Here is an 18360-nt window from a genome sequence, read left to right on the forward strand (position 1 = left end):
TTTTGACCCATACATTATGAGCGACCATGAGTATGATGTTCTTGATGAACTCTATTTTTTGATTTCATTCGACGAGCTCAAAAACAGTGTTGGGATGGAGGATGATGAGATTCGACCTGTTTTGGACAAGTTGCACAAAAAGGGATGGCTCAAGTGTTTTGAGGAGCCTGATGTAGAAATAGATCCCAAGAATGTAGATCTCGAAATTAACTACCACAAGTACCATTATTTGGCTACCAAGGCAGGACTAAAAGCACACACCAGTACATGAATACCGAAGAACTGATCGCGTCAAATTTGAAGGAGCTGGAGCTCAATTCTCTGTTGGAAGTGACTGAGGCGATCAACAACAACCTACCAGAGGAGTCTTTGTACAAGATTTATCATTTCACTTTGTTGGCCAACCTCAAGATCAAGAAGTTGGCGCTTTTCGTCTTGGAGGATTTATGGGAAAGTAAGGTGTGTTTTGGTGTGAAGCAGGAAATCTGTGATCAGATTTCCCTTGAGGCTTTTGAGTCGCTGACCAAAACTACGGCTATTGACCGCAACCTGCCAGAAAGTGAATATTTTGAGTATGCCATCCCTGTTCTTCACAAAGAGAGGATTCTTGCATTGGTGTTTATTGCAGACGTGACGCAATCCAAAATGGGCATTTCTGGCAAGTCACCTACTACTTTTTTAGAGGCGATAACCAATATCTTGATCGTAGCAATCGAGAATAAGAAGTTGGCAAGAAAGCAACTCGAACAGGAAGCACTGACACGTGAATTGGAAATCGCTACGCAGGTACAGAAGAATTTATTCCCCAAACAGCTCCCCAATACGGATGTTTTGGAGATTGATGCGGTCTATCAACCTCATCATAATGTAGGCGGAGACTATTACGATTATGTACAGATCCATGAAGATGTTTTTATGGTGTGTATAGCAGATGTGTCAGGCAAGGGCATCCCAGCGGCCCTTATGATGTCAAATTTTCAAGCTTCATTGCGTACGCTCATCAGACAAACTGATGATCTTGAAAAGATCGTGAGAGAACTCAATTACCAACTCGTCAATACGGGTAATGCAGATATCTTTATTACATTTTTCGTGGCTTTCTACAACCACAAATCTAAGGAGTTGAGCTATGCCAATTGTGGTCATAATCCTCCCTTGATGACCAGTAGAAAAGGGGAGGTCATTGAGCTAAGCAAAGGCACGACGGTTTTGGGTATGTTTGAACCCCTGCCTTTTATCGAAACAGGTCATCTTCATGACATTGACTCATTTGATCTGTTTTGCTATACTGATGGTCTCACGGAGGCCGAAAACCAGTCGGAAGAAGAATTTGGTGAAAGTCGGGTTGAAAAATTGGTTAAGGCATATGCTAAATCATCGGCCTCTAACTTGAATAAAAAGATTTTGGCGGATGTGGAGCGGTTTAGAGATGGAAAGCCATATCGGGATGATATTACACTCGTGGCAGTCAAACTAAAATCAAACCCTTGAGTTCCTTTTATTTCAAAAGAATTCCTCATGTATTTAGGGTGCTATTCCCTTCGGTAATTTGGTCTGGAGACAAAGGAAAGCAAACATTGTATCTGACTTTTGATGATGGGCCATCTACGCATAGTACTACCCAATTGTTAGATATCCTCTCAGAAAGAGAAGTGTCTGCAACTTTCTTTTTGAGTGGTTCGGAGGTTGACCACAATCCTGATTTGGTGCAAAAAATTATAGACAATAACCATCAAATTGCCAATCACGCCTACCATCATGTTCATGGCAAATCTTTGGGGGTCAATCAGTTTGTTGATGCTGTAGACTGTACTCAGGAGCTAATCAAACAATATGTGCCTGTCTCTCCCAAGTTGTTTAGGCCACCGTATGGCGAATTATCCTTTAGGCAGTACAGAGCGATCAGAAGTGCTGGGTACAAGGTGGTGATGTGGTCTTTGATGCCAGGGGACTTTGATACTTATATTACTGATCAGGAGTGTCTGGATATCTTGACTCGACACACAAAAGCTGGAGATATCATTGTGCTTCATGACAATGAAAAATGTATAGAGAGGCTCAAGCTTATTTTGCCTCAATATCTCGAATATTGTCTGTCTCGTGGATACAGGTTTGAATTGTTAAAATGATGGGATGGGAAGTGCTTTTATGGCTTGTGGTGGGTTCTTCAGTTTTGTTGAACTTGATCCTTCTTGTTTATCATCCCAGCATCCAAATGGACGAATGGAGTGGCGAACTGCCAAAAGTGTCCATTCTCATTGCAGTCAGGAATGAGTCCTCCAATGTTGCCAGTCTCTGTCAGACTTTGGGTCAACTAGACTATCCAATCGAAAAGCTACAAATATTGATAGGGGATGATGCCTCTGAGGATGATACATGGATGTTGTTCAAGAAATATGCACCTAGTCATGTTGATATTATTCCTTTTGAGAGAGAAAAAACTGGGCAGAATGGCAAGCAGAGGGTACTGAAATCGCTTGTTGCACGAGTGACAGGTGAAGTTGTTTTGATGACTGATGCAGATATGCTCATCAATTCATCGTGGGTGAGAGCGATGGTTCAATATACCCAAGAGAATCAATTGATGACAGGTGTGACATTGGTGAAAGAGATTAATATACTGAGCAAATTTTCAAAATCTGGATTGGGTGCTCAATCAATATTTGATCAGGTACATGGCAGGGTTTAGAATTTACCTCACAGCTTGGGGTAATAACATGTCGGTCACGCAAGCTACTTTGAAAGCGATTGACTACAATACTATCAAAGAGTCTGTCATCGAAGATGTAGCCTTATTGAATACCATCAAGTCCCACGGAGGATCATTGTATGTGAATACTGACCTAGGGGCGGTTCTCACTACCCAACCTGAGAAATCTTTGTTCGATATTGTGTCGCAAAGGATGCGATGGGCAAAGGGGATGATGTTTGTGTCAAATTGGGTCAAAATCGCACTGATCTTGAAAATCATGTACCTGCCAGCCGTGTGCTTGTTGATGCATTATCATCCGATTGTTGTTTGCTTCTTTTTGATGAAAGTCGTCTGTCAATTGATTTTGATCCTAAAGATCAGAAGGGAGTTGCGGGCTAAAATTTCTGTCATATGGATATGTTTCTTTGATTGGTATGAATTTCTAGTTTATTTTTCTTCTTTTGTGGCACACGTATTATCACTGAGATTTAGATGGAAGGGACGTAACTACAGATGATATGATAGAGACACATGCGCATATATACTCTGACCAATTCAAAGGCGAAATCGATGAAGTCATAGATAGTGCCAAAGAGGCAGGAGTCACCAAAATATACATGCCCAATATCGATAGCGCCTCTATCGATGCGATGCTAGAGATGGAGCATAAGTATCCAGATTATTGTATTCCCATGATGGGACTGCATCCATGTTCGGTCAAAAAGGATTTCCAAAAGGAACTATATCTTGTAGAGGATTGGCTGTCAAAAAGACCCTTTGCTGCAGTAGGGGAGATGGGGACAGACTTGTACTGGGAGAAGGAATTTTTCGGACAACAAAAGGAGGCTTTTACAATTCAGTGCGATTGGGCGATTCAATACAAACTGCCTGTAGTCATCCATTGTAGAGAGTCGATGGAAGAGACGATTACACTGCTGGAAGATTATGCAGATACAGATTTGTTTGGGATAGTTCATTGTTTTTCTGGTACAGAAGAGCAAGCACAGCGTGTCATCGACTTGGGATTTAAAATTGGTTTAGGAGGAGTGAGTACTTTTAAGAATGGAGGATTGGAACCTGTGATTAAAAATATTGACTTGTCACACTTTGTTTTAGAAACAGATAGCCCATATTTGGCACCTGTTCCTTATAGAGGTAAAAGAAACGAGCCAGCTTATATCCAGCTCGTCGCACAAAAAATTGCTGACGATAGAAATATTGATATTCAACAGGTAATCAGTACGACAACTACTGCTGCTATGAGTATATTTGAAAATAAGGAGTTAGCACATTGAGCAAGAAATACAAAGTAATTAATATCGCCACCCACACAGAGGCCCCAAAGTCCTCAGTGTTGTTGATCTATACGGGTGGCACCTTTGGGATGGTGTTTGATGAAGATGGATCATTGAAACCTTTCAATTTTTCATTGGTTTTGGATAAAATTCCAGAGCTTCAGATGCTGGATTTGAGGTTGACTGTTATTTCTTTTCCAGAACCCGTAGATTCATCCAACGTCAGCGTAGAGCATTGGCAAGCCATGGCTCATATTGTCAAAGATCATTATTATCAGTTTGATGCTTTTGTGATCTTGCATGGTACAGATACGATGGCTTATACAGCATCGGCTCTTAGTTTTATGCTCAAGGGGCTGAATAAACCAGTGATTTTGACAGGTGCTCAAATTCCTATTGGTGCGACTCGCTCTGATGCACGTGAAAACCTCATTACCGCATTAGAGATAGCTTCTAAGAAAAATGGAAGTGGCCCGATGCTCAATGAGGTCGCCCTTTATTTTAATTATTACCTTTTGAAAGGAAATCGCTCTCAGAAAATACGAAGTAGCAACTTTGCTGCCTTCGAATCTGAAAACTTTCCCTATCTTGCTGAATCTGGTGTCGAAATCGTTTTTAACGAATCGTTCTTGCGAGCGTATGATCCACACAGTAAGCTGGAATATTATCCAGATATGGATTCCAATGTGGTGATTCTCAAGTTGTTTCCTGGTATCAGTAAGGAAGTAGTAAAGAGCATATTGGAGATCAAAGGACTCAAAGGAGTAGTGATTGAGTCTTATGGTTCTGGCAATGTGATGACTTGGAGATGGTTTACCAGATTATTGAAAGAAGCAGTATCTAGAGGAATTATTTTGTACAATGTCTCTCAGTGCATGGGGGGAAGCGTGGTACAGGGCAGATATGAAACTAGCAAGATGCTGTCAGAGATTGGGGTGGTGAGTGGCCATGATATAACCACAGAAGCTGCTTTGGCCAAACTGATGCATTTATTGGGCAATGAGAAAGATTCCGAAGTGATTAAAGAAAAGCTAAAAATGCCCTTGAGAGGAGAATTGACCGCTCAGGATTAACTGAACCAAAATTGTAAGCAGTTATTTGCATATAGCGTATTTTTATAATTTATTTGTCGCTTTGAGAAAACTAAGAGATTTTGGAGAGATGGCCGAGCGGTCGAAGGTGCTCGCTTGGAAAGCGAGTGTACCCCACAAGGGTACCGGGGGTTCGAATCCCTTTCTCTCCACGATATTTAGTCTTTGTAAAAGCAAGAATTTAAATAACTTTTAAAACCTTTATTTGAAGATTTATTAAAAATTTGACTATGAAAAGAGTAGTAATTTTATTGATGATGACAGGTGTATTCACTTTTGGACACCTTCAGTCAATGGCACAAGACGAAGTAGCAGTTTCTGATTCTACAGAACTAGTAGACAGTGACAGCACAGAGGCAGTAGTAGAAGAGGCCGTTGTAGAAGAACCAGTTGAAGAAGTGGCAGTTGTTGAAGAAGAGTATGTGGCAGATGAGCCAGGCTTCCACCAAATCGTAAAAGAGCAATTTATTGCAGGTGGATGGCAGTTTATGGGTATTGTATTGTTGTGTTTGATCCTAGGATTGGCAGTAGCAATCGAGAGAATTATTACTTTGAATTTGGCTACTACTAACACCAAAAAATTGTTGTCTCAAGTAGAGGGAGCATTGTCAGCAGGTGGAGTAGAAGCAGCTAAGGATGTTTGTAGAAATACACAAGGTCCAGTAGCATCAATCTTCGTACAAGGTTTGATGAGAATGTCAGAAGGTATCGAAATGGTAGAGAAATCAATCATTGCTTATGGTTCTGTAGAAATGGGTAAATTGGAAAAAGGTATGACTTGGATTTCTTTGTTCATCTCTTTGGCTCCTATGCTTGGTTTCATGGGTACTGTAATCGGTATGATTGGTGCATTTGATGCGATTGCTGAGGCTGGTGACGTATCTCCTGCATTGGTTGCTGGTGGTATCAAAGTCGCTCTTTTGACTACTGTTGGTGGTTTGATCGTTGCGGTTATTCTACAGTTGTTCTACAACTACCTCGTATCTAAAATTGATTCTTTAGTAAACTCTATGGAGGACGCTTCTATTTCTTTAATAGATATCTTGGTAAAGCACAGCGCTTCTAAATAAGATTTTCACATTAAACGAAAAAGAAGATGGATACTATAGATGTAGCATTATATATTTCTTATACGTTGACAATATTGGCTGCTTTGGCAGCTATTATCTTCCCTCTTATCAACTCAATCAGTGACCCAAAGTCAATGGTGAAGGCTGGTGCAGGTTTGGCAGCTCTAGTGATAGTTTTCTTGATTTCTTGGGCTATTTCTGGTTCAGAAGTTTTGCCAGCTTATGCAGAGTTTGAAGTGGGAGCTAGTCTCTCTAAATTTATCGGAGGATTGTTGACAATGATGTACATATTGACTGGTCTAGCACTAGGAGGTATTGTGTACACAGAAGTTTCAAAAGCAGTAAAATAATATGGCGAAAGGTAAAAATAGACCGGCCGCTGAGGTGAACTCGGGTTCTATGGCAGACATTGCCTTCCTCTTGTTGATTTTCTTCTTGGTGACTACCACGATAGCAAACGACAAAGGTATTGCGATGCTTTTGCCTCCAAAACCAGATCCAAATGAGCCACCTCCGGAGGTAACTAAGAATGATAGAAATATCTTCAAAATTCAGGCCAACTCATTGGACTTACTTCTAGTAGAAGATGAGCCTTTGAAGGACGTTGGAATGTTGAAGGATATGATCAAGGATTTCGTTTTGAACTTTAGAAAGCCTTCTATTGAGGGTAAAGAGCTTTATAACTCTTTGCCTGCAACATTGAGAAGTCATGTTCAGAGTAAGGGGAAGAAAGAGAATTCTTCTGACGAACCTGGAGAGGCGGTAGTTTCATTCAAAGCAGATAGAGGTACTAGCTATGAGCTTTACATCAGAGTATTGGATGAAATCAACGCTGCATACAACGAAATCTATGGCCAACGGGTAGGTATTACAGCAGAGGAGTTTCTTCAGTTGGATAAATCAGACCCACAGCAAAATGAAATGTATCAGAGAGCGCGTAAAGGGATTCCTAGAGCGATTTCTATTGCAGAACCAAATAAAATAGGAGGTTGATATGCCAAAGTTTAAGAAAAGTTCGAATACAAGCGAAGAAATACCTACAGCAGCACTTCCTGACATAATCTTCATGTTGTTGTTCTTCTTTATGGTGACAACAGTATTGAGAGAAACGTCTATCATGGTGGCGCAAACTTTACCAAAATCTACTCAGTTGAGTAAACTGGAAAGAAAGTCTTTGGTAAGCTATATATACATCGGGAAACCAAACAAAGTGGAGCTATACGGCGAACAGCCAAAGATTCAGGTGAACGATGTGTTTATTGAGCCTAAAGATGTAGTGCGATTTGTGAACGTAGAAAAGGATAAACTTTCTGAAGTAGAAAGAGACCAGATCACGATATCTATGAAAGTGGATGTAGAAGCAAAGATGGGTATTGTATCTGATGTTCAACAAGAGTTAAGAGAAGCAAACGCTAGAAAAGTACTTTACAGTTCTTTGAAGCGATTGGATTGATATTAAATCTCATATAAAGTTTAAGGCTTCCTCATTGATTGGGGAAGCCTTTTTATTATGGAAGAATCTAAGAAAATAAAGCATGCTTGGTGCATGTATGATTGGGCCAATTCGTCCTATCTGCTGGTGATAACCTCTACTTTGTTCCCTATCTATTTTAATGGAGTAACACGAAGTGTCTTTGGGGGTGAGAAAGTGATTTTTTTTGGATCGGAAATCACCAATACTGTATTGTATTCTTACTCGGTGGCAACCGCTTTTTTGATGGTAGCTTTGATTTCTCCATTGTTGTCTGGCGTGGCAGATTCTGGAGGCAGGCGATTGTTCTTTTTAAAACTGTTTACTTTCCTAGGTTCGGTATCTACATTTTCGCTGTTTTGGTTCAGAGGTGCTAACATTGAGTTTGGTATCATTATGTCGGTATTGGCGGGTATTGGGTATTCAGGGAGTTTGGTGTTTTACAATGCCTTTTTGCCAGAACTCACTACGATTGATAAGTATGATAAACTTAGTGCCCGCGGATATGCCTACGGGTATGTGGGGAGTGTGATTCTTTTGTTGATTAGCTTTCTACTTATACAATTTCATCAGGGATTAGGACTCCATGAGAAATCTACTGCGGTTAGGATTTCATTTTTACTAGTGGGTATTTGGTGGTTTTCTTTTGCACAATATAGCTTTTTTCATTTGCCAAAGGATCATGTAAAGAACACCATAGACAAAAAATGGTTGATGAGAGGCAATCAGGAGATTCTCAAAGTACTCAACTGGGTAAAGGGTATCAAAGTGATGAAGACCTATTTGGTAGCTTTCTTTTTTTATAGTACCGGTGTGCAGGCAGTTATGCATTTGGCAGCTTCTTTCGGAGAAAAGGAGTTGCACCTGGAGGCAGGACAATTGATTATTACTATCACTATCATCCAGTTGGTGGCCATTATAGGAGCCTATATGTTTGCTGCTGTATCCAAGAAGTACAACAACGGCATTTCAATTTTTATCATGTTATTGATATGGGTTGGGATTTGTTTGTTTGCGTATCAGATGCATACTGCCACAGAATTTTATGGATTGGCTTTCGTTGTTGGATTGGTGATGGGAGGGATTCAGTCTATGTCTCGTTCTACTTTTACGAAATTGATTCCAGCCAACTCAATAGACAATACATCTTTTTTTAGTTTCTATGATGTAGTTGAAAAGTTGTCCATTGTATTTGGTACATTTTCATTTGGGTTTGTAGAATACATGACTGGCTCGATGCGGAATAGTACCCTCGTATTGGCTGTATATTTCTTGATAGGAATCGTTTTGCTCCATTGGTCTGGGATGCTCAAGCGGCGCAATTACTTGAGCAAGACTGTGGTGTCTGCATGATAGATAAAAAAAACTCGATGTAGATACAAAACTGTAATAGGATCACCTGTCAATGCCCTGGCATGAAGAGCGTTTCAATTCATCCTCATGGTGTTGCTCAGCACATGAGTTAATCAAAACGCATGTGCTTGACAGAGTCTCCAGAGTTTGCCAATTCTAACAAAGAGTCTATTCCAATCTGAATGTGTTTTTCCACGAATGTACTAGTAACTTTTCTGTCCGAACTTTCTGTTTTTACCCCTTGAGGTGTCATAGGGTTGTCAGAGACTAATAAAAGTGCACCTCTTGGGATTTCATTGATAAAGCCCACCGTAAACAAAGTAGCTGTTTCCATATCAATGCCCATGGCACGAATCTGTCTGAGGTATTTTTTAAATTTTCGATCATGCTCCCATACTCTCCGGTTGGTTGTGTACACGGTTCCCGTCCAATAATCCAATTCGTGTTTTTTGATCATAGAAGATACTGCTCGCTGCAGCCTGAATGATGGCAAAGCAGGGATTTCAATGGGGAGATAATCATTGGATGTACCCTCTCCTCTGATGGCGGCAATAGGAAGAATCAAATCACCCAATTGGGTTTTCTTTTTCAATCCTCCACATTTACCTAAAAACAGCACGGCTTTGGGTTTGATGGCAGAGAGTAAATCCATGATCGTAGCAGCAACTGCACTGCCCATACCGAAATTGATTATGGTGATCCCATTGGCAGTGGCGGTTTGCATTGCTCTGTCTTTGCCAGTGATCTCTGTTCCAAATTTGTTGGCAAATATTTCGACGTAATTAGAAAAGTTGGTGAGTAGAATGTATTCTGCAAATTTATCCAATTCCAGCCCTGTGTATCTTGGTAGCCAGTTTTCTGCAATTTCTTGTTTTGTTTTCATTAGTAGGTTTTATTGTATTGATCGAGATGAAAATGTAGTAACATTGAAGTATCGTTCTGGATATGGAAATACTCAATTTACCCACATTTGAATTTAATATACGAGAATCATCAGAAGGCAGAGAAATTTGGGATGAATTTCGTAAAAAATATATTCAGCTGACACCTGAAGAATGGGTGCGTCAAAATTTTTTGAAGCATTTGAATCAAAATTTGTCCTATCCGAAATCACTCCTGAAAGTTGAAGGCAGCTTAAAATATAATAAGTTGAGCAAGCGCCCAGACATTGTTGCCTATGACTCAAACGGGAGACCCTTGATGCTGGTGGAATGCAAAGCTACTTTTGTGAAGATAGATGAAAGCACATTCAAACAAGCATCCGTGTACAATACAGTGATCAGAGCAAAGTACCTTGTTGTGACCAATGGGCTGCAACACTTCTGCTGCGAGCAAAATTTTGATTCTGGAACCTCTACATTTCTTAGAGAGATTCCAGAATACTATGTTTAGAGGTATTTCTCTACACTTTGATAAGGGAGATCAAATGCTTCTGCAACCGCTTTGTAGACTATTTCTCCTTTGATGATGTTTAGTCCTGGTTTTAGATCCAAGTTCTCTTGGCATGCCTTTTTCCATCCTTTGTTTGCCAGCTGGATGGCATACGGTAGGGTCGCATTCGTCAGTGCCAAGGTCGAAGTATAGGGTACAGCTCCCGGCATATTGGCCACACTGTAGTGCACCACATCATCCACGATGAAAATAGGGTCTTGGTGAGTGGTAGGCCTTGTCGTCTCCATGCATCCACCTTGGTCTATAGCAACATCTACCAGTACTGTGCCTGGTCTCATATCTTTGAGCATGTCTTTGGTGATCAATTTTGGTGCTTTGGCTCCAGGTACCAATACTGCCCCAATGATCAAGTCATGATCCTTGATCAGTTCTCTGATGTTGTATTCACTAGACATCAGGGTCTTGACGTTGGCAGGCATGACATCATCCAAGTAGCGCAATCTCTCAAGGCTCAAATCCAATATCGTCACATCTGCGCCTAGTCCTGCAGCCATTTTTGCGGCCTCAGTGCCTACGACTCCTCCTCCTAGAATCATGACTTTTGCAGGGTGTACACCTGGTACACCGCCTAATAGAATGCCACGACCTTTCATGGGTTTTTCAAGGTATTTAGCGCCTTGCTGGATTGACATCCTACCTGCGACTTCTGACATAGGGACGAGTAGTGGTAAACTTCTGTTTTTTTCTACAGTTTCGTAAGCAAGACAAACTGCTTTACTACTGATCATCGCTTTGGTCAATGGCTCATGCGAGGCAAAGTGAAAGTAGGTGAATAGCAATTGGTCTTCCTTGATTAGGTTATATTCAGCCTCGATAGGTTCTTTGACCTTGATGATCATCTCTGCTACCTGGTAAACATCTTCAATAGTGGGGAGTAATTTTGCACCTACGCTGACATATTCTTCGTCTGCAAACCCACTGCCTTCCCCAGCGGTGGATTGTATGAAAACTTGATGGCCATGTTTAATCAGCTCCTTGGTCCCAGAGGGAGTCAAGGCCACACGATTTTCGTTGTTTTTAATTTCTTTGGGTACCCCGATGATCATTTTTGTTGTTCTTTAAATATTTTAGATGCGTTTTCTGTTGTTTTTGATATGCACTCATATTCAGAATATTATTCTAATTTTCAGACTATAATGTTCAATTGCCTGTCATTTGTTTATTGAATCAATTATATTTTAATGTAAAAAGTAAATATTCAATATAATATTCTGATATATGTATTATATCTGCGTTAAATATAATATTATTTTGTTTGATTCTAAAATGAATTTGAAAGCTGAACTTGATTCTTTAAATTTGTCAACATTAGTATAAATTGACATATTGAACCCAAATAGATCAAGTGAAAGTTGCTGAAAAAACATCGAAGTTAATGTCTGTCAAAAAGGAGATTTTGGATGATTACCGACTTGCTGTAGAGAGTAGGGAGATCAGTTATATCGGTAGAAAGGAAGTCTTCATGGGAAAGGCTAAATTCGGGATTTTTGGTGATGGTAAGGAGTTGGCACAGATCGCCATGGCCAAAGTTTTTCGTGATGGAGATTTTAGGTCTGGTTATTATAGAGATCAGACTTTCATGATGGCTATTGGACAGATGACTTCTCAGCAGTTTTTTGCGCAACTGTATGCTCATACAGATGTAGAGGCTGAGCCCGCATCGGCTGGCCGTATGATGAATGGACACTTTGGGACACGCACTATTCAAGAAGATGGTGAATGGAAGGATTTGACCAAGATGAAAAACTCGGCATCAGATATTTCATGTACAGCAGCGCAGGTTCCGAGATTGTTGGGATTTGCTTATGCATCCAAATTATACAGAGAGAACCCTGCCTTACACGACAATAAGAAATTTTCTGTAAATGGAAATGAAGTTGCATTTGGCACCATAGGCAATGCCTCAACGGCAGAGGGGCACTTCTTTGAAATGATGAATGCGGCAGGTGTGCTGCAGGTGCCTGTTGTCATGGGAGTTTGGGATGATGAGTATGGGATTTCAGTCCCTAACAAATACCAGACTACTAAGAGCAGCATTTCCAAAGCCATGGCTGGTTTCCAAAGAGATGCCAACGACAAAGGAATAGAAATAATGACGGTCAATGGTTGGGACTATGTAGCCTTGACAGAGACCTTTCGCAAGGCGGATAAGATAGCACGAGAAGAGCATGTGCCTGTATTGGTACATGTCCTTGAAATCACCCAGCCACAGGGACATTCGACTTCAGGTTCGCATGAGCGATACAAATCCAAGGAGAGGTTGGATTGGGAGAACGAATATGACTGCAATAAGAAAATGCGTGAGTGGATACTCAGCGAAAAACTAGCTACAGACCAGGAGCTAGATATCATCGAAGATGAGTGTAGAGAGATTGCCAAAAATGCTAGAAACAATGCATGGAAAGAATACAGAGACTCACTTCAGAAAGACATAGATACGGCAGTCAGCGTAATTGATTCCATCGCTGATAGAAGTCGGTCAAGAAACAAATTGTTATCCATCGCCAAGAGTTTGAAAGAAGGACTCAATGTGAATAAATTGGATGTGACACGGGCATCCAAAAAGGCATTGAGATTGGTCAGAGAAGAACCTTCTAAGAGTAGAGATATGTTGATCTATTGGCTCAAAGAAGTAGAAAAGAAAAGGCATGACGAGTACAGCTCATCACTGTACAGCGAAACAAAGTACTCAGCCCTAAAAGTAGAAGCCATTGCTCCACAGTACAGCACCAAATCCAAAATGGTAGATGGTCGTGAAGTGATGCAAGCCTGCTTTGACGCTGCACTGACTCGTGACCCGAGGGTTTTTGCCATTGGAGAGGATGTAGGGAAAATCGGGGATGTGAATCAGGGATTTGCAGGGCTTCAAGACAAACATGGTGAACTCAGAGTCACTGATACGGGGATTCGTGAAACAACCATTATTGGTCAAGGAATAGGGTCAGCATTGAGAGGACTCAGACCAATTGTGGAGATACAATATTTGGACTATGTCCTGTACACAATACAAACCTTGTCAGACGACTTGGCATCTTTGAGTTATAGAACCAAGGGAGGCCAGAGAGCTCCGTTGATCATTCGTACCAGAGGTCACAGGTTGGAAGGTATCTGGCATTCTGGCTCACCTATGGGTATGATTATCAATGCCATCAGAGGGGTCTATGTATTGGTGCCAAGGAATATGACTCAGGCTGCCGGTATGTACAACACCATGCTACAGTCAGATGACGCGGCATTGATAGTAGAGAGTCTCAATGGCTACCGATTAAAGGAAAGAATGCCTGATAATGTAGGAGAATATACCGTACAGATAGGGCAACCAGAACTACTCAGAGAAGGGAGAGATATCACAGTAGTGACTTATGGATCGATGTGTAGAATCGTCATGGAAGCCGCCAACCAACTGGCAGAATATGGTGTCGAGTTGGAGGTCATCGATGCACAAACTTTGCTGCCTTTTGATGTGAATCACAGCATTGTAGAGTCAGTCAAGAAAACGAACAGACTTATTGTAGCAGATGAAGATGTACCTGGTGGTGCTTCTGCATTTATTTTGCAAAAAATCTTGGAAGAGCAAAAGGCGTATCAGTTTTTGGATAATCAACCAATTACCATTACGGCAAAGGAACACAGACCTGCTTATGGTTCAGATGGTGATTATTTTTCTAAGCCCAATGCAGAAGAGATATTTGACAAGGCCTATGAGATCATGAGTGAAGTGGATCCAGAGCTTTATCCATCTATCTATTAGGAGTTCTTAATATACCATGGAGAGACGGAGAGTCTAAAATTGCGGTAATTAATCTTTTTCGCTCAATAATTCATCCAATGTGAAAACAGGCGTTTCAGCCACGTTGCTTGTATTGAGTGCTCTGTCCAAAATATAAAACTGTAACTTCATAGGGTAGTTTCTGAAAACAACCCTAAACGAAGTGGATTGAATTTTGTATTTTAACACTCCTTGCAAAGATGTGCCTATATTGTCCCTGTCTAAAATCGGGAATCTACCATCAAAGGATAATCCACACTCAAAGGCATTGGCATCTTTGTAGTTGTATTCTTCGAATCCATTGCCTCTATTTCGGAAGAATTTTACGTAGATATTGTTTCTGAATTCATTTTTTAGAATGTACAAAGTATCAAGGTCTTCTATTTCATAATTTTCACAGCTAAAACTAGGCCTGTCATCTGTATCGGAATAAAATTGATAAAGCCCCCCTGATTGAGACAGAGCCAGTTGATAAAATGGTGGTAGGGCAATTTGATCTCCGTACTTCACAAACCTGAAACTGGTCATAATATTGTTGCTTGAGATAGTGGCAGAATCAACAATGTAGTAGAAATCATTGTATGGATAGGTATTGTCTTCTGATGAAAGCCCTAAGTCTCCATCACCATCTTCAAAATTAAATTCTAATGTAAGCGTATCTGTACCGTTGTCTGTTTCACTATAGGAGATGTTCTCAAAGGTAATATTGGGTGTGTTAGGAAATGGGTCAGGTTCTTTGCACGAATGGATGGAAACAACCAAAATACATAGGGTTGTTATTTCTTTAATCCATCTGGTGTACTGGCCTCTGATCATTTTATCTTTACTTTTGCTAAAATTAGCAATGCACAGTTGAAAATTCGTGCATAACTACCATTTTTTTAAACTTATGAAACTCATAAATAGTTTCAAACAGCGGCTACCTACTTTAGAAGCTTTAGGATTTGAATCTCTCGCTCTTGATATCTTCCATTTTCAGGCTCAAAATAACCAGATATATATGGAGTATTTGTCTAGGTTGGGAGTGGATCATTTGAGGATTGATTCGATTGACAAGATTCCTTTTTTGCCTATTGAGTTTTTTAAATACCATGATATAAAGACAGGAGAATGGTTAGAGGAAAAAGCCTTTTTGAGTAGTGGTACAACGGGGATGCAGCGAAGCAAGCACTTGGTGGAGGATTTACACTTCTATGAGCAAAATGCCAAAATGATTTTCGATTCTTTTTATGGTGACATGGGGAATATGACTTTTTTTGCTTTATTGCCGTCTTATCAGCAGCAGGGCAATTCGTCATTGATCGCTATGGTTGACTATTTTATGAAGGAATCCAAGAGTGAAAGAGGTGGGTACTACCTTGACAATACAGGGCAGCTTATAGAGGATTTGCAAAATGAACTCAAGCACTCTCATGACGTGGTTTTGTTTGGGGTGGGGTATGCACTTTTGGATTTTTGTGAAGGGTGCAGGTCACCTTTGGATGGGCTGACGATCATTGAAACAGGAGGTATGAAGGGCAGGAGAGAAGAGATGACCAAGGATGAATTTTATACACTCATGAAAAATAAATTGGGTGCTGTTTCCATTCATTCTGAATATGGAATGACAGAGCTCCTTTCTCAAGCTTACTCTCAAGAGAATCACCGTTTTAGCACTCCTTCCACAATGAAAATTTTAATTAGAGATATCAATGATCCATTTACAATGCTGGATGAAGGCAAAGCAGGAGGAATCAATGTGATTGATCTAGCAAATATTCACTCATGCTCATTTATTGAAACAAAAGATTTGGGAAGCGTGCATTCGGATGGTTCTTTCGATATCTTAGGTAGAATCGATAATTCAGATATTCGAGGATGCAATTTGTTGGTCGTATGACCGTTAATTATTGCAAGAAGCATCTAATTGAAAATATGCTTTTGACTAAAATGTATTTTTTTATATATATTTAAGCTTTAAATCGTCGCAGGTAATTGATAAAGAATAAAATATGAAGATCAAAGCATTAATACTGGCCTTAGCAATTTTTGCAATGAGTGCATGTACTCAAAGAACATGCCCTACATACGCAAAAGTGGATACTGAAAATTCAGAATTGTCTAAATAATCAGAGCAATTCTTTAAGATATTATGCAGACACACATTATTGTATGTCTGCATATTTTTTTACGTGCTCTTCAGTGATCTCTTGATCACTCATTATCACCAGTCGTTCAACCACGTTTCGTAATTCACGGATGTTTCCTGTCCAATCGCCTTTTTGTAGTAAAACTATGGCTTGCTCGCTGATAGTTTTGGCTGTAGTGCCATGACTAGATGCGATATCGTTAAGGAATTTATCAACCAATAGTGGAATATCTTCTGCTCTATCTTTGAGAGCTGGCACTTTGATCACGATCACACTGAGTCTATGGTACAAGTCCTCTCTGAATCTGTTTTCTGCGATTTCCTGTTTTAGATCTTTGTTGGTTGCTGCTAGGATACGGACATTGACAGAGATTTCTTTTTCACCTCCTACCCGTGTGATTTTATTCTCTTGAAGGGCTCTCAATACTTTCGCCTGAGCAGAAAGACTCATGTCTCCGATTTCGTCCAGAAACAAAGTGCCTTTATCTGCCTGTTCAAATTTCCCAATTCTTTGTTTGATTGCAGAGGTAAACGACCCTTTTTCATGGCCAAACAATTCACTTTCTATCAATTCCGAAGGGATAGCGGCACAGTTGACTTCTACCAATGGGTTTTTACTTCTGCCACTTAGCTTGTGTAGAGCATTGGCAACTAGCTCTTTTCCTGTTCCGTTTCCACCTGTGATGAGAACGCGCGCTTCGGTAGGAGCTACTTTTTGTATGGTTTCTTTGATTTCTTCGATGGCCTTGGACTCACCTACGATTTGCATCGAACCAGACACTTTTTTTCTTAGTGTTTTGGTTTCTTGAATCAAATTGGATTTGTCCAATGCATTTTTGATGGTGACTAGGAGTCTGTTGAGGTCTGGTGGTTTTTGGATGAAATCATAGGCTCCTTTTTTTGTAGCCTCCACTGCAGTTTCTATTGTGCCATGTGCAGAAATCATGATGAACTGAGGTGCATGTTCTAGTTCTTTGGCTTTTTCGAGTAATTCTAAGCCGTCCATTTCTGGCATTTTGATGTCACAAAGTGCTGCGTCATATTCAGAGTCGTTGAGCATTTTTAGTGCAATGAGGCCGTTTTCAGCTTCATCTACTTCGTAGTTTTCGTACTCTAGTATTTCTTTGAGTGTATGACGGATGCTTTTTTCATCGTCAATGATTAGGATTCTTTTTGCCATAATGATTTAAAAAAGTAAAAATAGGTCTATAAGCCGGGTTCTGTATCCCGACGAATCGAGACCCTTATCATTTATCTAGCCTTGGCATTGCTACCACGATCTATCGATCTACCCATTCTGTTTTCTCCGAAGAGAGCGAAGCGAGCAGCTCCTGAACAGAACCTATTTGATCTTTCAACTCGTAAGGTTTACCATGCGTCTTGCATCACTGCATGACCGGTGGGCTCTTACCCCACCCTTTCACCCTTACCCTTTGACTAGCTCAGGGCGGTTTGCTTTCTGTTGCACTTTCTCCTCCAGTCTAGACTGAAGACTTCCCGTTAGGAAGTACGATGCTCTGTGTTGCCCGGACTTTCCTTCCCGACGAATCGGAACGATAAGGCGACCTATTTTGACAAAAGTAGTCATATCCCAGAGGATAGCCTTAGTTAATTTTTTAGAAAATGTCTTTGCCTGTGAGATTAAGCTCCCATTTATCTGCCAGTTTGGCGACTTCTTGGATGATGGTTTTCAAGGTTGCTTCTGATGTGTCGGCTACATTGACTTTTGACTCCACTTTCAAGAAATCATTGTCAATGACAAATTTTCCGTAAATGGTGGAGTGATTTTGTTCCAATAGATTTTTGAAACGAATTTTTTCATCGGCTACACATACTTTGGATGAGAGGATGATCATGTTGGACTCTTCATCAAACTCACCTACCACAGCTTGCACTCGATCCATCTCTAGAGGAACTACTATTACAGATCTATGTTGATCATACGAGGAGAAACTACCGTTTAGCTCTTCTGCGTATGACTTCATGAAATCATTCATTTGCATATTAAAGTGCTTTTAAATGTTATGAGATTAAAACTA

The 18360-nt window shown here is 40.4% G+C and carries 20 protein-coding genes, 1 tRNA gene and 1 other RNA gene; 16 read left to right on the forward strand and 6 right to left on the reverse strand.

Going from position 1 to position 18360, the window contains the following annotated elements; translation table 11 throughout:
- The first annotated feature begins 16 nt into the window (after positions 1-16).
- The 13 genes from N6H18_RS10840 (at position 17) to N6H18_RS10900 (ending at position 8972) form a co-directional block, all read left to right on the forward strand.
- Positions 17-271 (forward strand): hypothetical protein, encoded by a 255-nt coding sequence (locus N6H18_RS10840; RefSeq protein ID WP_262308295.1) that lies wholly within the window; start codon positions 17-19, stop codon positions 269-271.
- The gene (locus tag N6H18_RS10845) at positions 268-1491 is read left to right on the forward strand and encodes a PP2C family protein-serine/threonine phosphatase (RefSeq protein ID WP_262308296.1); all 1224 of its coding nucleotides are present in this window, start codon (positions 268-270) and stop codon (positions 1489-1491) included. The genes N6H18_RS10840 and N6H18_RS10845 overlap by 4 nt, the downstream gene beginning before the upstream one ends.
- Positions 1488-2129 carry a polysaccharide deacetylase family protein gene (locus N6H18_RS10850; protein WP_262308297.1) on the forward strand — a complete coding sequence of 214 codons (642 nt, stop codon included), beginning with the start codon at positions 1488-1490 and terminating at the stop codon, positions 2127-2129. Before N6H18_RS10845 ends, N6H18_RS10850 begins: the two co-directional genes overlap by 4 nt.
- On the forward strand, positions 2126-2689 hold the full coding sequence (locus N6H18_RS10855) for a glycosyltransferase (protein ID WP_262308298.1): 564 nt from the start codon (positions 2126-2128) through the stop codon (positions 2687-2689). Before N6H18_RS10850 ends, N6H18_RS10855 begins: the two co-directional genes overlap by 4 nt.
- Positions 2676-3209, forward strand: coding sequence for a glycosyltransferase (locus N6H18_RS10860; protein ID WP_262308299.1), 534 nt, complete (start codon positions 2676-2678; stop codon positions 3207-3209). Before N6H18_RS10855 ends, N6H18_RS10860 begins: the two co-directional genes overlap by 14 nt.
- Position 3210: 1 nt before the next feature.
- Entirely contained in the window at positions 3211-3987 is a 777-nt protein-coding gene (locus N6H18_RS10865) for a TatD family hydrolase (RefSeq protein ID WP_262308300.1), read from the forward strand.
- On the forward strand, positions 3984-5060 hold the full coding sequence (locus N6H18_RS10870; protein ID WP_262308301.1) for an asparaginase: 1077 nt from the start codon (positions 3984-3986) through the stop codon (positions 5058-5060). Before N6H18_RS10865 ends, N6H18_RS10870 begins: the two co-directional genes overlap by 4 nt.
- A gap of 82 nt (positions 5061-5142) precedes the next feature.
- Positions 5143-5230: transfer RNA gene (locus N6H18_RS10875), tRNA-Ser, on the forward strand.
- Between the two features lie 78 nt (positions 5231-5308).
- Positions 5309-6148, forward strand: a complete 840-nt coding sequence (locus tag N6H18_RS10880; protein WP_262308302.1) for a MotA/TolQ/ExbB proton channel family protein — start codon at positions 5309-5311, stop codon at positions 6146-6148.
- 26 nt (positions 6149-6174) lie between these two features.
- A complete protein-coding gene (locus N6H18_RS10885) occupies positions 6175-6498 on the forward strand; it encodes a hypothetical protein (RefSeq protein WP_262308303.1) in 324 nt (107 codons plus the stop codon).
- A 1-nt stretch (position 6499) separates the two neighbouring features.
- Complete coding sequence (locus N6H18_RS10890) at positions 6500-7141, forward strand: ExbD/TolR family protein (protein WP_262308304.1); 642 nt, start codon at positions 6500-6502, stop codon at positions 7139-7141.
- Between the two features lies 1 nt (position 7142).
- Positions 7143-7601 (forward strand): ExbD/TolR family protein, encoded by a 459-nt coding sequence (locus N6H18_RS10895; protein ID WP_262308305.1) that lies wholly within the window; start codon positions 7143-7145, stop codon positions 7599-7601.
- Between the two features lie 57 nt (positions 7602-7658).
- On the forward strand, positions 7659-8972 hold the full coding sequence (locus tag N6H18_RS10900; RefSeq protein WP_262308306.1) for an MFS transporter: 1314 nt from the start codon (positions 7659-7661) through the stop codon (positions 8970-8972).
- Positions 8973-9081: 109 nt separating this feature from the next.
- Here N6H18_RS10900 and N6H18_RS10905 read toward each other — a convergent pair whose 3' ends face one another.
- Positions 9082-9855 carry an AMP nucleosidase gene (locus N6H18_RS10905; protein ID WP_262308307.1) on the reverse strand — a complete coding sequence of 258 codons (774 nt, stop codon included), beginning with the start codon at positions 9853-9855 and terminating at the stop codon, positions 9082-9084.
- A gap of 62 nt (positions 9856-9917) precedes the next feature.
- Between N6H18_RS10905 and N6H18_RS10910 the strand changes: the two genes are divergently transcribed.
- Positions 9918-10364: a type I restriction enzyme HsdR N-terminal domain-containing protein gene (locus N6H18_RS10910; RefSeq protein WP_262308308.1), complete on the forward strand. Its 447-nt coding sequence runs from the start codon at positions 9918-9920 to the stop codon at positions 10362-10364.
- On the opposite strand, the gene ald is transcribed toward N6H18_RS10910, so the two are convergent.
- Positions 10361-11470 (reverse strand): alanine dehydrogenase, encoded by a 1110-nt coding sequence (gene ald, locus N6H18_RS10915; protein ID WP_262308309.1) that lies wholly within the window; start codon positions 11468-11470, stop codon positions 10361-10363. The genes N6H18_RS10910 and ald overlap by 4 nt on opposite strands.
- Positions 11471-11799: 329 nt before the next feature.
- On the opposite strand from ald, the gene N6H18_RS10920 reads away from it, so the two are divergent.
- Complete coding sequence (locus N6H18_RS10920; protein ID WP_262308310.1) at positions 11800-14175, forward strand: alpha-ketoacid dehydrogenase subunit alpha/beta; 2376 nt, start codon at positions 11800-11802, stop codon at positions 14173-14175.
- 48 nt (positions 14176-14223) lie between these two features.
- On the opposite strand, the gene N6H18_RS10925 is transcribed toward N6H18_RS10920, so the two are convergent.
- Complete coding sequence (locus N6H18_RS10925; protein WP_262308311.1) at positions 14224-15009, reverse strand: hypothetical protein; 786 nt, start codon at positions 15007-15009, stop codon at positions 14224-14226.
- Between the two features lie 73 nt (positions 15010-15082).
- Between N6H18_RS10925 and N6H18_RS10930 the strand changes: the two genes are divergently transcribed.
- A complete protein-coding gene (locus tag N6H18_RS10930) occupies positions 15083-16072 on the forward strand; it encodes a long-chain-fatty-acid--protein ligase (protein ID WP_262308312.1) in 990 nt (329 codons plus the stop codon).
- 265 nt (positions 16073-16337) lie between these two features.
- On the opposite strand, the gene N6H18_RS10935 is transcribed toward N6H18_RS10930, so the two are convergent.
- From N6H18_RS10935 to N6H18_RS10945, 3 genes are all read right to left on the reverse strand, one after another.
- Entirely contained in the window at positions 16338-17501 is a 1164-nt protein-coding gene (locus N6H18_RS10935) for a sigma-54-dependent transcriptional regulator (protein WP_262308313.1), read from the reverse strand.
- Positions 17502-17514: 13 nt separating this feature from the next.
- Positions 17515-17894, reverse strand: an RNA gene (gene rnpB, locus N6H18_RS10940) — RNase P RNA component class A.
- A gap of 43 nt (positions 17895-17937) precedes the next feature.
- Positions 17938-18306, reverse strand: coding sequence for a YbjN domain-containing protein (locus tag N6H18_RS10945; RefSeq protein ID WP_262308314.1), 369 nt, complete (start codon positions 18304-18306; stop codon positions 17938-17940).
- Positions 18307-18360: the final 54 nt, after the last annotated feature.

This window comes from Reichenbachiella agarivorans, assembly GCF_025502585.1.
GTDB classification, from domain to species: Bacteria; Bacteroidota; Bacteroidia; order Cytophagales; family Cyclobacteriaceae; genus Reichenbachiella; species Reichenbachiella agarivorans.